Raw genomic sequence first — 13,356 nt, forward strand, 5'->3', positions numbered from 1 at the left:
GCTCAGCGGGTGAAGACGGCCATCTGTGTCGGTGTGCCGTGCGTGTCGTCGTGACGGCCGATGCCGGAGAAGGCGACCTGATAGTTGAAGCTTGCGCAGACGCGCGCGGCCCATCCGGCGAATTCGGCGCGCGACCATTCGAAACGGTGGTCGCGATGCCTGAATCCTCCAGCCGGCTGGCTCGGGAACAGAGCGTTGTAGTCGGCATTCGGCGTCGTCACGACGACGGCGCGCGGCCGGGCCGCACCGAACACGACGCGTTCGACCATCGGCAGACGGTCGGGATCGAGATGCTCGATGACCTCGACCAGCGCAGCCGCATCCGCCTCCGCCCAGCGCGCATCACGATAGGTGAGGGAGCCGTGCAGCAGTGTGACGCGGCCCTCGGGTGGTCCGCCGAGCATGCCGAGCTTCAGCCGTTTGGCCGCGCGCTCCAGCTCGCGGGCGGCCGGATCGAGCCCGATCAGCCGGGTCACCCAGCGCTCGCGCAGGAGCAACTGCAGAAGCTTGCCTTCGCCGCAGCCGAGATCGGCGACGGTGCTGGCGCCGGTTGTGCGCAGCGCCTCGGCGACGGCGGCCAGGCGCAGATCGTTGAGCCGGATCGGTGCCTCCAACGTCTCCTCGGACGCGCCTTGGGCTTCGGGCTCCAGCGCTTCGTCCTCCGTCTCGGGCACGAGCCGCGCCAGGGCCGCGCGCGCCAGCACGCCGCGATGGCGGAGATAGCGGCGCACGATCAGCTCCCTGGCCGGATGCGCGTCGAGCCAGCCTTCGCCGCGCTTGAGCAGCTTGTCGATCTCCTCGTCGCCGACCCAGTAATGCTTGGCGTCGTCCATGACGGGGATCAGCACGTAAAGATGGTTCAGCAGCGCGGCCAGCCTGGTGGTGCCGCGCAGAGTGAGGCGCACATAGCGGCTGGTCGGGTCGCCCTGCGGTCCCGGGATGGGCGCGAGCGTGACGTCCCAACCCAGCGGCTCGAACAATTGGCGCAACAAGGTCTCGCCGCCGCGCAGGGGCAGCGGCGTCACCACCGCCTCCAGCGGAATCGCGCTGTCGGCCAGCTCCTGGCGCGCGCTGCTGACGCCGTTCATCGCGGTCCGGAACGCCTTGTTGAGCGCGACCGACAGGAAGGAGGACGCCGCATAGGGGCGATCATTGACATATTGATCGAGCAGCCCGTCGCTCTGGCCCTTGCCGCGGACGAGGCCGATCGGATCGACGTCGAGCAGCAGCGCCGCCTCGCAGCGCGCCTCGCTCGCCTCGGGATAGACGATCAGCGCCCTGCCATAGGTGAGCGCGAGCTCATGCAGCCGATCCGGATGCTTGTTGAGCAGGAAGCCGAGATCGGTGGCGGGCTGATGGGTGGTGGCAATGGACAGGTACATGGCGTCAGTTAAACCGATGCTTGTCGTGTGATCCACTGAATGTGGAAGAAGACCCGGGCGCGTCTGTGACGCGTCCGGGTCGGTTGTCGTCAGTGCAGGGTCGCCCCGCGCAGCGTCTCCTCCTGCGCGGCAATCCACGCGATCACCGCCTCGGAGAAGCCGTCGACCCGCGTCCAAGGTCCGTAACCGACCCCGTGCTGGTACGACGCCACGTTCACCATGGTCCCGCGCGCCCGTGGCGACGGCACCGGATCGTGGCTCTGCTCGTCGGTGAAGACGATCAGGCGGTCTCCCTTGCGGTCGACCTCCTGGACCGCCCGGCCGAGATAGGTCCCGGAATGCGGCTGCGATCCGAGGATCGCATCGCGTAGCGCGAAGCCACGGCGCGGCGGTACCTTCACGACAGCGTCGCTGAACGTGAAGATCTCGACCTCGTCGCAGACCTCGCGGGCCAGCACCGCCAGCCCGCACGCCGCATCGGCGCGCGTCATCTCCGACTTCGCGGACAGCGCCGCGAACATCGAGCCGGACACGTCGATCAGCAGCCGCGTGCGGCCCGGAAGCCGCGCATGACCCTTGATCGACCGCAGCATCGCGGCCTCGAGTTCGGGCTCGAAGTCCGGCGCATGCCGCGCCGCCGTGATGAACCGATACGGCAGGACCCGGTCCGTCCGCATCGCCGCGATCGCATCCGCGATCGTCGCGCGCGGCACACCGGCCTGTTGCATCAGACGCAGGTTGCGCAGCAACGCCAGCGCTCCGAGCCGCTTCTCGTCGAGCAGCCGCTCGAAGCTCGCACGCTTGTCCGCGCCGGCCGACAGCGCCACCTCCCAGGTATCGGGCGAGGGTAGCTCGCCATCGACGAGCTGCTTCCACACCGCCTCCTGGGCGGCGTCCTTCGGCCTGGCGTGAACCAGGAACAGGACGTCGCGGAGCCGCACCGGCCCCTCGCGGTCATACTTCGCGAGCTGATAGGCGTCGAACTTGCCGAACGCCTTCGCCAGCCCCTTCTTGACCTGTGCCGACACCGGCTGCCGCTTGCGCTGCTGCTGCGGCCCCAGCGAGTCCGCCCAGTAGATCGCCAGCAGCTCCGTCATCTCGTCCGGGCGCTGGATGATGCGCGCCAGCGTCTCGGCCACCAGCGCACGGTGCGACGGCAGCCGCGCCATCTCGCGGGCGACGAGCAGCGGCGCGTGCCGCAGCTTCATCTCTTCGCGCGCACGCACCGCGAGCTGAGCGACCTCGCTCGGTGCGACCAGCGGGACCAGCGCCTTGATCCGGTCGGCGATCGCGACCCCGTCCTCGTAGAACTGGTCCTCCCACAACAGACAGCTCATCAGCGTGCGCTGCAGCGCCTGCGCAGGCGCGAGCTGTCGGGACGGCGCACCCTCATGGGTGAAGGCGCGCAGGAACGTGTTGAGCCTGACCATGATGGCCTCCTCGGGTTGGGTTGATGATGGATGGAATGGCCGGAGGACCGGCCGGCTCCGCGTGGTCGGTTTGGAGATCACGCGTTGCAGGGACCGCGCGCCGGGAACGGGCGAATGCTGAGCTCCGCTCCATTTGCGTGGAGCAGATAGTGCTCTGCCACTGAGCTACCGGCGCATGGAACGCCGGGTGGGACTCGAACCCACGACCTCTCGATTAACAGTCGAAGTATCAGCACTCCTCACCACGGCGCGTGGATGAGCTGGCGCAGCAAACATCTGCACCGTAACGACGTGATCGTTCGAAAACGATCACCGTTTGATATCGACCACGAGCCGGGAACGGACGACGACTGAGATCCGGTCCACCGAGAATGGACCGGAAAGCGCTCTGTCCTCTGAGCTACCGGCAGAACGCCGGGCGGGATTCGAACCCGCGACCTCTCGCGTGAAAGGCGAAGTAACAGTCATCTTCACCACGGCTCGTGGATGACGTCGGCGGGGAATCGGCGATGCTGTTGCTGCCCTGTTCGGGCGCTCGGTTTCAACGAAGTAACAGACATCTTCACCACCGCCTTGGCCGCCCGGCCGTGGCCGGGCGACGATAGATGGCATGCTGGGGAACGGGCAATCACGGCAATACGACGATCGAAACGCAGGCTTGGCGCGAGGCCTCACCGCAACCCGCGACTCACCCGTCTCGCTTGACGGATTCCACGGTACGATCGATCGAAGGCGGCGCGTGGCCGCATTGGCGCGAAGGATCCGCGATCTTCACCACCAGCAGCTCCCGGCCGCGAACGGCCGGGAATTGAAATCACTTGTCTGCGGCGCCACAGGGCGCCGCGTGGTGCGAGCTCTCAAGCAAGCTCGCTCTGTCATCGGTGTCCGGCTCGACGCCTCGTTCCCTCCGACAGGCCCCGCGCGCTTAGGCCGCGCATCACCTGCGCGAGCCCCGGGATCCGGGTCTCCCGTTCCGGCAGATCGCCGGCACTTCCGTTGCTGTTCGCCGTGCAGCCAACTCGCGTGAGGGCAATAAAAAACCCTCCGGAGCGGCTGGCTCGGGAGGGTCCGTGTGATGCGGACTTCATGGATCCTGCTTCAAGCAAGACCGCTCCCCCGAGCATGGCGTGCGCCATCCACCGGCGCAAAGCCGTTGGCGGTGCAAATCTTATGTTCATAGCCGAAGGACATCGTCGTGCTCATCTTTGTCGCGGGCGCAATCGCTCGCGAGGCCGCGGGACATACGCGGCTTTGATGTTGCTGTCAACAGCGATCGAGCTATCTATGAGTTGGTTGTTGCAGATGTTGATCTGCAACAACGCGCCGGCGCAGGTCACCGCTATCGTGATCCCAGGTCACATTGCGGCGAATTCGCGAGCGCGTTCGATGAACCGACGGCAGATTTTGTTAGGAGCGGGCGGCGCCCTTGCGGCCGCGGCGTGCGGCACCGGCGCATGGCGCGCAGCGACGGGAACGATGAGTTCTTATGACGACTACAGCGCGCGGCTGCGCGCGCCGCTGTCGTCCGACATTGCTGACGTGATCCGCTATGCGACGCTCGCAGCGAACAGTCACAACACGCAGCCCTGGCGCTTTCGCGTGAGCCGCGATGCGATCGAGATCGGGCCCGATGTGTCGCGGCGGACGCCGGCGGTCGATCCCGACGACCATCATTTGTTTGTCAGCCTGGGCTGCGCCGCCGCCAATCTCGCGATCGCCGCCGCGGCGGCCGGATATCAAGGCGAGCTTGCGATCGACGGCCAGACGATCCGCTACGATTTCGTCAAGGGCGCGCCCCATGAGGATCGGCTGCTTGCGGCGATCGTGCGCCGGCAGTCGACGCGGACCGCGTATGACGGCCGCGCGGTGCCGCCGGGCGATCTCGCGGCGCTGCAGAGCGCTGCAGCGGTGCCGGGTGTCGATCTCGCTCTGGTCACCGATCCCGCCCGTATCGCTGCCATCCGCGATCTCGTCGTGGCCGGCAATGACACGCAGATGCGCGATGTCGCGTTCATGCGTGAGCTCAAGCGTTGGATCCGCTTCAATCCGCACAGCGCGATGATGACCGGCGACGGTCTGTTCGCTGCGGCGAGCGGCAACCCGTCCTTGCCGACTGCGCTTGGCGGCGTTGCCTTCGACCGCCTGTTCGATGCCGCGGCCGAGAACGACAAATATGCCCGCCAGATCGCGTCCTCCGCGGGACTTGTCGTGTTCGCGGCCGAGCGGGCCGATCCGTCGCATTGGATCAGGGTGGGGCAGGCCTGCCAGCGCTTCGCGCTCGAAGCGACGCGGCTCGGGCTCAAGCTTGCGTTCATCAACCAGCCAGTCGAGGTGGCGTCGTTGCGGCCCGAGCTGGCGCGCGTGGTCGGAACCACCCGGCGGCCGGATCTCGTGCTGCGCTTCGGCTATGGTCCGGCGCTGCCCTTTGCGCCGCGGCGGCCGGTGTCGCAGGTGCTGAGTTCATGAGTCGTTCCTGTCAATCTTGACGGATTTGCGACTCGATGCATTGCTTCGTGACATGTTCGAGAACACCCGATTGGCACGCATGAGCGACGGGCATTATTGCCTGGTGCGCGACCTTGGCCTGGTCAAGGGCGGCAAGGGCATGCGTCATCACGAGGTGGTGGTGGATTTCAGCGCCCGCGGCATGAAGGTGCTCGCGAAGCAGGGCGCCTCGGCGCTGATGCGCCGCGTCGCGGCAAAGCTGGCGCAGCATGAAGCGACCTCGAAGCTGCCGGCGTTGCTGCGCGTGCGCCTGCGCGAGCCGCAATAGCACTTATCGACTTCGCCGTCCGTTGTTGCCGATCGGCGGCCGCGGCACGTAAGGGCTGTCCGGATTGACGTCGAGTTCGACATCGGCCACGCAATATTGCGGCTGGGAATGGCTGCGCCCCGAATGCCAGCGTCCCTCGCGCAGCTCGACCTCGCTCATGCCGCTGATGTCGAAACATTTCCATTGGCCGCCCGGTGGCAGGCCGCGGCTCGCGCCGCCGGCGAACTGGAACCCGAGCACGCGCTCGCGCCCGCCGCTATGGCCGAGGATGATCGGGCACAGCGCGCGGGCGAAACCCCGATCCATGCACAGGACCTGCTGGCGCGTGCGCATCGCCTGCATGATCATCTGGTAGGTTGCACTGGGCACGCCGAGTCTCCGCACATGACAGCATCATAAGACCGGCGCGCAACGGCGGTTCCGCATCATGCCTTGCAGCAGGGGCGTCCGGCCTTAGATTGATGCAACCGATGTCAGCGCGAGCACAGCCACAATGTCCGATCTTTCCAGCTTCCCGATCACCAAGCGCTGGCCGGCGCAGCATTCCGACCGCATCCAGCTCTATTCACTGCCGACGCCGAATGGCGTGAAGGTCTCGATCATGCTGGAGGAGACGGGTCTACCTTATGAGCCGCATGCGATCGATTTCGGCAAGGACCACCAGAAGACCCCCGAATTTCTCTCGCTCAATCCGAACGGCAAGATTCCGGCGATCATCGATCCCAATGGCCCCGGCGACAAGCCCCTCGGCCTGTTCGAGTCCGGCGCAATCCTGCAGTACCTGGCCGAGAAGACCGGACAATTCCTTCCCGCCGATCCGGCGCGGCGCTGGCAGACCCTGCAATGGCTGCATTTCCAGATGGGTGGCATCGGGCCGATGTTCGGCCAGCTCGGCTTCTTCCACAAATTCGCCGGCCGTGAGTACGAGGACAAGCGCCCGCTGCAGCGCTATGTCGCCGAGAGCAAGCGGCTGCTCGGCGTGCTCGAGGCCCGGCTCGATGGCCGGCAATGGATCATGGACGCCGACTACACCATCGCCGACATTGCGACGCTCGGCTGGGTGCGCAATCTGATCGGCTTTTATGGCGCGCGCGAGTTGGTGGCGTTCGACGAGCTGACGCACGTGCCGGCCTGGCTGGAGCGCGGCCTGGCACGGCCGGCGGTGCAACGCGGGCTGGAGATCCCGAAGCGGCCGTGATCGTCAGCGAAGCCGATTTCGAAAATCGCCTGGACGAGGTGATGTCGGCGCCCGCCCTGGCGGGCGACGGCGTGCTCGGCCCGGACAGCGTGATGTGGCGCGTTCATCGCGAGGCGGCGCTGTTTCTCGGCGCCGGGCGGGCGCTGCTGCTGCAGCTCGCCCATCCCTGGGTGGCGGCCGGAATCGCCGAGCAGTCGAAAGTGTTCGCCGATCCGCTGGGCCGTTTTCACCGCACCTTCAGCATCGTCTACACGATGGTGTTCGGCACGCGCGCGCAGGCGGTCGCGGTGGCGCGCCGGCTGTATCGGCGTCATGCCGCCGTCGACGGCGTGATGCCGGAGACGGTTGGACCGTTCGCGGCGGGGTCGCGCTATCGTGCCAACGATGTCGAGGCGCTGCGCTGGGTCCATGCCACGCTGGTCGAGACCGCGATGATGTCCTACGGCCTGCTGTGTCCACCGCTCGCGGCGGCCGAGCGCGAGCAATATTGGCGTGAGGCGATGCGCTTCGCGCGCCTGTTCGGGATTCCGCACGACATGCTGCCGCGCGACTGGGACGCGTTCAAGGCCTACACCGCCGGGATGATGGCGTCGGAGACGCTCACGGTCAGCACGGCCGCGCGCGATATCGCGCGGCGCATCTTCTCCGGCGAGGCGACTCTGATCGGGCCGCCGCGCTGGTTCACCGCGCTGACCGCGGAGATGCTGCCCGAGCGGCTGCGGCTCGCGTTCGACCTGCCTCATGGAGAGCGCGAACGGCGCAGCGCTGCGCGGGCCCGCGTCTGGCTGCCACGGGCCTACGCAATGCTGCCGGACCGGTTGCGGACCGTCGGTCCCTATCAGGAAGCGATGGCGCGCATCCGCGGCAATGCTTGCCCGCCGTTCACGCGGCTGCTCAACCGCGCCTGGATTGGACAGCCGCTGATGCCAGCCGCGGGCGCTGGCGCCGCAACGCCGCAGCGCAAGGCTTCCGGTTGAGGGGCGCCCGCCGCGATGCATCCTGTGAACGAGTTCACAGCAGGGCCTTGGCGCGTGCGTTACTTTGGCGGCCGCCAGCATCTGACGATGGAGTCTGCCCGCGGAGGACACGATGGACGCGCTCACGCTTCTGATCATCCGCCACGCCGAGAAGCCTGATGGCGATGCGACCGGTCCGGGCCTGACGCACAAGGGCAAGGTGGATTCGAAGTCGCTGGTGATCTTCGGCTGGGAGCGGGCAGGGGCGTGGACGGCGCTGTTCGGTGCCGGGCTCGGCGGTTCGACCTATCCTGCGCCGCAGGCGGTCTATGCGGCCGATCCCGACAGCACCAAGGACGGCTCGGAACCGAGCCGGCGACCCTATGAGACGGTGCTGGACCTGGCGGCGCGCGTCGGCCTCGACAGGCCGAACACATCGTTTGCGAAGGGACAGGAAGCCGCGCTGGTCGACGCGCTGTTGCCGCTCGCCGGCACGGTGCTGGTCGCCTGGGAGCACAAGGCGATCATCTCCGACATCCTGCCGCGCCTGCCGGTCAGCAATGCCGACCAGTTGCCGACCCATTGGTCAGGCAAGCGCTTCGACGTGGTGCTGCGCCTCGATCGCGCTGCCGGCGCGACCGAGTTCGAGTTTCAGGAATTGTATCCGTGCCTGATGCCGGGAGATTCCACCAAGCCGCTGAAGAATGACCCGAAGGACGACTGAGAGAGATCATCGCGCCGTCGCTCGATCAGGTCCAAATGGCATACGTTATTCTGTATCGGGATTCTGCATCTGGTCAGGCGAGAGCGAACGGCTCGCGGTCGCGCGAGTCCTCGACCCAGGCGTGAGCGGCGAACCATTCATGGTGGATGCGGCAGTGCGGGCAATAGGTGCGTGAGAAGAACACAGGCATGCGCTGAAAGCGTGCGGCCTCCATCTCCATCCCGGTCTCGATGCTGCGGCCGGTCTGCGTGCAACGTACCATGATCTTGCCCATCGCGGTCTCCTGTTCGCGCGCCAGATACGCCGGGGATGCGAAGAAAATGTAATGCTGAGCCGACAGTTTCGTGGCAAAGGTCCGGGTGAATTCCGACCGCGGAACGAAGCGTGTTTTCCGCATCAAAAGCCGGTGAATCGCACTGCAAAATGCCGGGCCAATTGTCGCAACATGAGACATCCGTTGCGGTGCGACACGATTGTTTGAGGACGCAAGCCATGAGCATCACGATCTACGGAATCAAGAACTGCGACACGATGAAGAAGGCGCGTGCCTGGCTCGACGATCATGGCGTGGCTTACGACTTCCACGACTACAAGACGGCTGGAATCGACAAGGCGACGTTGAAGACCTGGAGCGACGAGGTCGGCTGGGAGCTGTTGCTCAATCGCGCCGGCACCACGTTCAAGAAATTGCCCGACGCCGACAAGGAGGGACTCACCGACGCCAAGGCGATCGCGCTGATGCTGGCGCAGCCATCGATGATCAAGCGGCCGGTGCTCGATCTCGGTGGCCGCCGTATCGTCGGCTTCAAGCCGGAGATCTACGCCAAGGACGTGAAGGGCGCGAAGTAGCAGGCCGGTGCCGGCAACCCGTAAGAGCCCGTGCCGTCGTGATCGCGAATGACCACGCGCGCTGCGGGGCCGGCGCCAAACGCGCTGGCGGTGAAGCGCATGATGGTGGCATAGTATTCTATGTCCGCGGGAAGAAGAGAATCGTATCAACGCAAGGTGCATGGATGGCGTTGCGACGCCAATGCCCAGCTTTCCGCCTTGCCTAACTCCCTCGATTGACGGCATATTCCGGCGCGAAGCGGTCGCGGGTGGTGGCAAGCAATTGTCCAACCGTCCGGCAGAGCCGCCGTACAGGAAGAAGCGAGGGCTGGGCGCCGACGGCGCCGGCTGGGGGGATTCTGTTTGGCTGACGAGTTCATTCTCGAAACCCACGGATTGACGAAGGAATTCGCGGGGTTCTTTGCCGTTCGCGATGTTTCGCTCAAGATACGCCGGGGCACCATTCACGCGCTGATCGGTCCCAACGGGGCCGGCAAGACCACGTGCTTCAATCTTCTGACCAAGTTCCTGCGCCCTTCAGCGGGCAAGATTCTCTATAAGGGGCAGGACATTACGGCCGTGGCGCCGGCCGATGTGGCGCGTCTCGGCCTGGTCCGCTCGTTCCAGATCTCGGCGGTGTTTCCACATCTGACCGCGCTGGAGAACGTCCGCGTCGCCCTGCAACGGCAGCATGGCTCGTCATTCGACTTCTGGCGCTCCAAGAGCGTGCTGAACCGCTTCAATGCCCGGGCGCTGGAGCTGCTTAACGATGTCGGCCTGAGCGAGTTCGCGAATATTCCGGCGGTCGAAATGCCGTATGGACGCAAGCGCGCGTTGGAGATCGCGACCACTCTGGCGCTCGATCCGGAGATGATGCTGCTGGACGAGCCGATGGCCGGCATGGGCCATGAGGACATCGACAAGATCGCCGCGCTGATCAAGCGCATCTCGGCCAAATACACGATCCTGATGGTCGAGCATAATCTGAGCGTCGTCGCCAACCTGTCCGACACCATCACGGTGCTGACCCGCGGCCAGGTGCTGACCGAGGGACCGTATTCCGAGCTCGCGAAGGATGAGCGCGTCAAGGAAGCCTATCTGGGAGCCGGACATGCCTGAGGTGATGACGGCTGCAAAGCCAGGGCAGGCGGCTGCCACCAGCACCATTCTCGATGTGAAAAATCTCGAGAGCTGGTACGGCGAATCCCACATTCTCCACGGCATGAACTTCACGGTGAATGCCGGCGAGGTCGTCACCTTGCTCGGGCGCAACGGCGCCGGCAAGACCACGACCTTGAAGTCGATCATGGGGATCATCGGCAAGCGCACCGGCTCGGTGCAGTTCAACGGCCAGCAGCTGATCCGCATGACTTCGGACCGAATCGCGCGGCTGGGCATCGCGCTATGTCCGGAGGAGCGCGGCATCTTCGCGAGCCTCGACGTCCGCGAGAACCTGCTGCTGCCGCCGGTGGTGCGGCCGGGCGGGCTCACGCTCGACCAGATCTTCGAGCTGTTTCCGAATTTGAAGGAGCGGCTGAAGAGCCAGGGCACCAAGCTGTCCGGCGGCGAGCAGCAGATGCTGGCGATCGCGCGCATCCTGCGCACCGGCGCGAGCTTCCTGATGCTGGACGAGCCGACCGAAGGCCTCGCTCCGGTCATCATCCAGCAGATCGGCCACACCATCGCGCGGCTGAAGAAGGAGGGGTTCACGATCCTCCTGGTCGAGCAGAACTTCCGTTTCGCCTCGACCGTCGCCGACCGCTATTATGTCGTCGAGCACGGCAAGGTCATCGACGGTTTCGCCAATGCCGATCTCGCCGCCAACATGGACAAGCTTCATACTTACCTCGGCGTCTGACCGGCGCTGGGACCGTTTCTTGGAACATTCTGGAAAGTTGGAAATGAAAAACAGATTCATCGCGTCATTGCTGCTGGGAACGGCGCTCAGCTTCGCGGCGGGCAGCATCGCCTCGGCCGGCGACAAGACCGTCAAGATCGGCGCGCTGTCCGACCAGTCCGGCCTGTATTCGGATCTCGGCGGCCCCGGCTCGACCTTGGCGACGCAGATGGCCATCGAGGATTCCGGGCTCGCGGGCAAGGGCTGGAAGATCGATGTGATCTCCGGCGACCATCAGAACAAGCCGGATATCGGCACCTCGATCGCGCGGCAATGGTTCGACGTCGACAAGGTCGACATCATCGTCGACGTGCCGAATTCGGGCGTGGCGCTGGCGGTCAACAACGTCGTCAAGGAGAAGAACGGCGTCTACATCAATTCGGGGGCCGCGACCTCCGACCTCACCAATGCGCAGTGCTCGCCCAACACGGTGCACTGGACCTATGACACCTACATGCTGGCGCACACCACCGGCCAGGCGCTGGTCAAGGCGGGCGGCACCAGTTGGTTCTTCCTGACCGCCGACTATGCATTCGGCGCGGCGCTGGAGCGCGACACCACGGCGGTCGTGACCGCCAATGGCGGCAAGGTGATCGGCGGCGTCAAGCACCCGCTCAACACCTCCGACTTCTCGTCCTTCCTGCTGCAGGCGCAGTCCTCGGGCGCCAAGGTCATCGGCCTCGCCAATGCCGGCGGCGACACCACCAACTCGATCAAGCAGGCGGCCGAGTTCGGCATCACCAAGGGCGGCCAGAAGCTTGCCGCGCTGCTGCTGTTCCTGACCGACGTCAAGTCGATCGGGCTCGACATCGCGCAGGGCCTCAATTTCACCGAAACCTTCTACTGGGACATGAACGACCAGACCCGCGCCTTCTCGGAGCGCTTTGCCAAGCGGATGAAGAACGGTGCGCCGCCGACCATGGTGCAGGCCGGCGTCTATGCGGGCCTCCTGCATTACTTCAAGGCGCTGGAGGCGCTCGGCGAGAACCCCCATGACGGCGTCAAGATCGTCGAGAAGATGAAGTCGATCCCGACCGAGGATGCGCTGTTCGGCAAGGGCGAGATCCAGCCCAATGGCCGCACCATCCACACCGCCTATTTGTTCGAGGTCAAGAAACCGTCCGAGTCCAAGGCGCCGTGGGATCTCTACAAGCTGGTCGGCTCGGTGCCGGGCGACCAGGCCTTCACGCCGCTCGACAAGAGTGCGTGCGCCCTGTTGAAGAAGTGAGCCGCTGCAGCCCCGGCGGTCCGCTGCCGGGGCTGCTCGTCCTTTAGGAAACGCCGAGAGAAGACAGAACAAGACGATGCAGGCCCTCTACGCACAGCTCCTGGTCGGACTGATCAACGGCTCGTTCTACGCGCTGCTCAGTCTCGGGCTTGCCGTCATCTTCGGCATGCTCAACATCATCAATTTCGCCCATGGCGCGCTCTACATGATGGGCGCGTTCTGCGCCTATTTCCTGCTGAACCTCGGCGGCATCAACTATTGGTGGGCGCTGCTGCTGGCGCCGATCATCGTCGGCATCTTCGGCATGATCCTGGAGCGCACGCTGCTGCAGTGGCTGACCGGGCTCGACCACCTCTACGGCCTGCTGCTGACCTTCGGCATCGCGCTGATCGTGCAGGGCCTGTTCCAGAACTATTTCGGCTCCTCGGGCCTGCCTTACGCGATCCCCGATCAGCTGCGCGGCGGCATGAATCTCGGCTTCATGTTCCTGCCGATCTATCGCGGCTGGGTCGTGGTGTTCTCGCTGATCGTGTGCCTGGCGACCTGGTTCCTGATCGAGCGCACGCGGCTTGGCGCCTATCTGCGCGCGGCCACTGAAAATCCGACCCTGGTGCGCGCCTTCGGCGTCAACGTGCCGCGCATGATCACGCTCACTTACGGCCTTGGCGTCGGCCTCGCCGCGCTCGCCGGCGTGCTGTCGGCGCCGATTAACCAGGTCCGGCCGCTGATGGGCGCCGACCTGATCATCGTCGTGTTCGCGGTGGTCGTGATCGGCGGCATGGGCTCGATCATGGGCTCGATCATCACCGGCTTCGCGCTCGGCGTGATCGAGGGACTGACCAAATATTTCTATCCCGAGGCTTCCAACACCGTGGTCTTCGTTCTGATGGTCCTGGTGCTCCTGGTGAAGCCGACGGGTCTGACCGGACGGGCGGCCTGA

General features: G+C 65.5%; 14 protein-coding genes and 3 tRNA genes. 10 read left to right on the top strand and 7 right to left on the bottom strand.

Features of this window, described 5'->3' with window-relative positions; all coding sequences use genetic code 11:
• Positions 1-2: 2 nt before the first annotated feature.
• The 5 genes from BBTA_RS17535 to BBTA_RS40105 all read right to left on the bottom strand — a co-directional run bounded on the left by BBTA_RS17535 (position 3) and on the right by BBTA_RS40105 (position 3,292).
• Entirely contained in the window at positions 3-1,382 is a 1,380-nt protein-coding gene (locus BBTA_RS17535) for a 3' terminal RNA ribose 2'-O-methyltransferase Hen1 (protein ID WP_012043831.1), read from the bottom strand.
• A gap of 89 nt (positions 1,383-1,471) precedes the next feature.
• The gene (locus tag BBTA_RS17540) at positions 1,472-2,812 is read right to left on the bottom strand and encodes a vWA domain-containing protein (RefSeq protein WP_012043832.1); all 1,341 of its coding nucleotides are present in this window, start codon (positions 2,810-2,812) and stop codon (positions 1,472-1,474) included.
• Between the two features lie 96 nt (positions 2,813-2,908).
• Positions 2,909-2,987 (bottom strand) — tRNA-OTHER (locus tag BBTA_RS40100).
• Between the two features lies 1 nt (position 2,988).
• Positions 2,989-3,063: transfer RNA gene (locus BBTA_RS17545), tRNA-OTHER, on the bottom strand.
• A 161-nt stretch (positions 3,064-3,224) separates the two neighbouring features.
• A tRNA-OTHER gene (locus BBTA_RS40105) sits at positions 3,225-3,292 on the bottom strand.
• Positions 3,293-4,198: 906 nt separating this feature from the next.
• Between BBTA_RS40105 and BBTA_RS17550 the strand changes: the two genes are divergently transcribed.
• Together BBTA_RS17550 and BBTA_RS17555 are read left to right on the top strand one after the other, a co-directional pair.
• Positions 4,199-5,278: a nitroreductase family protein gene (locus BBTA_RS17550; RefSeq protein ID WP_012043833.1), complete on the top strand. Its 1,080-nt coding sequence runs from the start codon at positions 4,199-4,201 to the stop codon at positions 5,276-5,278.
• 79 nt (positions 5,279-5,357) lie between these two features.
• Complete coding sequence (locus tag BBTA_RS17555) at positions 5,358-5,585, top strand: hypothetical protein (RefSeq protein WP_012043834.1); 228 nt, start codon at positions 5,358-5,360, stop codon at positions 5,583-5,585.
• Positions 5,586-5,588: 3 nt separating this feature from the next.
• Here BBTA_RS17555 and BBTA_RS17560 read toward each other — a convergent pair whose 3' ends face one another.
• A complete protein-coding gene (locus tag BBTA_RS17560; protein WP_148221465.1) occupies positions 5,589-5,954 on the bottom strand; it encodes a hypothetical protein in 366 nt (121 codons plus the stop codon).
• A 124-nt stretch (positions 5,955-6,078) separates the two neighbouring features.
• On the opposite strand from BBTA_RS17560, the gene BBTA_RS17565 reads away from it, so the two are divergent.
• From BBTA_RS17565 to BBTA_RS17575, 3 genes are all read left to right on the top strand, one after another.
• The gene (locus BBTA_RS17565) at positions 6,079-6,783 is read left to right on the top strand and encodes a glutathione S-transferase family protein (RefSeq protein ID WP_012043836.1); all 705 of its coding nucleotides are present in this window, start codon (positions 6,079-6,081) and stop codon (positions 6,781-6,783) included.
• Positions 6,780-7,760, top strand: a complete 981-nt coding sequence (locus BBTA_RS17570) for an oxygenase MpaB family protein (protein WP_012043837.1) — start codon at positions 6,780-6,782, stop codon at positions 7,758-7,760. The genes BBTA_RS17565 and BBTA_RS17570 overlap by 4 nt, the downstream gene beginning before the upstream one ends.
• A gap of 112 nt (positions 7,761-7,872) precedes the next feature.
• Positions 7,873-8,463: a hypothetical protein gene (locus BBTA_RS17575; protein ID WP_012043838.1), complete on the top strand. Its 591-nt coding sequence runs from the start codon at positions 7,873-7,875 to the stop codon at positions 8,461-8,463.
• Positions 8,464-8,536: 73 nt separating this feature from the next.
• Here BBTA_RS17575 and BBTA_RS17580 read toward each other — a convergent pair whose 3' ends face one another.
• Positions 8,537-8,737: a hypothetical protein gene (locus BBTA_RS17580; protein ID WP_012043839.1), complete on the bottom strand. Its 201-nt coding sequence runs from the start codon at positions 8,735-8,737 to the stop codon at positions 8,537-8,539.
• Positions 8,738-8,955: 218 nt separating this feature from the next.
• Here BBTA_RS17580 and BBTA_RS17585 point away from each other — a divergent pair, with 218 nt between their 5' ends.
• The 5 genes from BBTA_RS17585 (at position 8,956) to BBTA_RS17605 (ending at position 13,356) form a co-directional block, all read left to right on the top strand.
• Positions 8,956-9,312 carry an ArsC family reductase gene (locus BBTA_RS17585; RefSeq protein WP_012043840.1) on the top strand — a complete coding sequence of 119 codons (357 nt, stop codon included), beginning with the start codon at positions 8,956-8,958 and terminating at the stop codon, positions 9,310-9,312.
• Positions 9,313-9,654: 342 nt separating this feature from the next.
• Complete coding sequence (locus BBTA_RS17590) at positions 9,655-10,410, top strand: ABC transporter ATP-binding protein (protein WP_041750730.1); 756 nt, start codon at positions 9,655-9,657, stop codon at positions 10,408-10,410.
• A complete protein-coding gene (locus tag BBTA_RS17595) occupies positions 10,403-11,149 on the top strand; it encodes an ABC transporter ATP-binding protein (protein ID WP_012043842.1) in 747 nt (248 codons plus the stop codon). Before BBTA_RS17590 ends, BBTA_RS17595 begins: the two co-directional genes overlap by 8 nt.
• 43 nt (positions 11,150-11,192) lie before the next feature.
• On the top strand, positions 11,193-12,416 hold the full coding sequence (locus tag BBTA_RS17600; RefSeq protein ID WP_041750731.1) for an ABC transporter substrate-binding protein: 1,224 nt from the start codon (positions 11,193-11,195) through the stop codon (positions 12,414-12,416).
• Between the two features lie 76 nt (positions 12,417-12,492).
• On the top strand, positions 12,493-13,356 hold the full coding sequence (locus tag BBTA_RS17605) for a branched-chain amino acid ABC transporter permease (protein WP_012043844.1): 864 nt from the start codon (positions 12,493-12,495) through the stop codon (positions 13,354-13,356).

Source organism: Bradyrhizobium sp. BTAi1 (assembly GCF_000015165.1).
Lineage (GTDB): Bacteria > Pseudomonadota > Alphaproteobacteria > Rhizobiales > Xanthobacteraceae > Bradyrhizobium > Bradyrhizobium denitrificans.

Excerpts from the sequence above, each read along its gene's own strand:
- BBTA_RS17535 (WP_012043831.1), bottom strand. The coding sequence starts at position 1,382 with ATGTACCTGTCCATTGCCACCACCCATCAGCCCGCCACCGATCTCGGC.
- BBTA_RS17540 (WP_012043832.1), bottom strand. The coding sequence starts at position 2,812 with ATGGTCAGGCTCAACACGTTCCTGCGCGCCTTCACCCATGAGGGTGCG.
- BBTA_RS17550 (WP_012043833.1), top strand. The coding sequence starts at position 4,199 with ATGAACCGACGGCAGATTTTGTTAGGAGCGGGCGGCGCCCTTGCGGCC.
- BBTA_RS17555 (WP_012043834.1), top strand. The coding sequence starts at position 5,358 with ATGAGCGACGGGCATTATTGCCTGGTGCGCGACCTTGGCCTGGTCAAG.
- BBTA_RS17565 (WP_012043836.1), top strand. The coding sequence starts at position 6,079 with ATGTCCGATCTTTCCAGCTTCCCGATCACCAAGCGCTGGCCGGCGCAG.
- BBTA_RS17575 (WP_012043838.1), top strand. The coding sequence starts at position 7,873 with ATGGACGCGCTCACGCTTCTGATCATCCGCCACGCCGAGAAGCCTGAT.
- BBTA_RS17580 (WP_012043839.1), bottom strand. The coding sequence starts at position 8,737 with ATGGGCAAGATCATGGTACGTTGCACGCAGACCGGCCGCAGCATCGAG.
- BBTA_RS17585 (WP_012043840.1), top strand. The coding sequence starts at position 8,956 with ATGAGCATCACGATCTACGGAATCAAGAACTGCGACACGATGAAGAAG.
- BBTA_RS17595 (WP_012043842.1), top strand. The coding sequence starts at position 10,403 with ATGCCTGAGGTGATGACGGCTGCAAAGCCAGGGCAGGCGGCTGCCACC.
- BBTA_RS17600 (WP_041750731.1), top strand. The coding sequence starts at position 11,193 with ATGAAAAACAGATTCATCGCGTCATTGCTGCTGGGAACGGCGCTCAGC.
- BBTA_RS17605 (WP_012043844.1), top strand. The coding sequence starts at position 12,493 with ATGCAGGCCCTCTACGCACAGCTCCTGGTCGGACTGATCAACGGCTCG.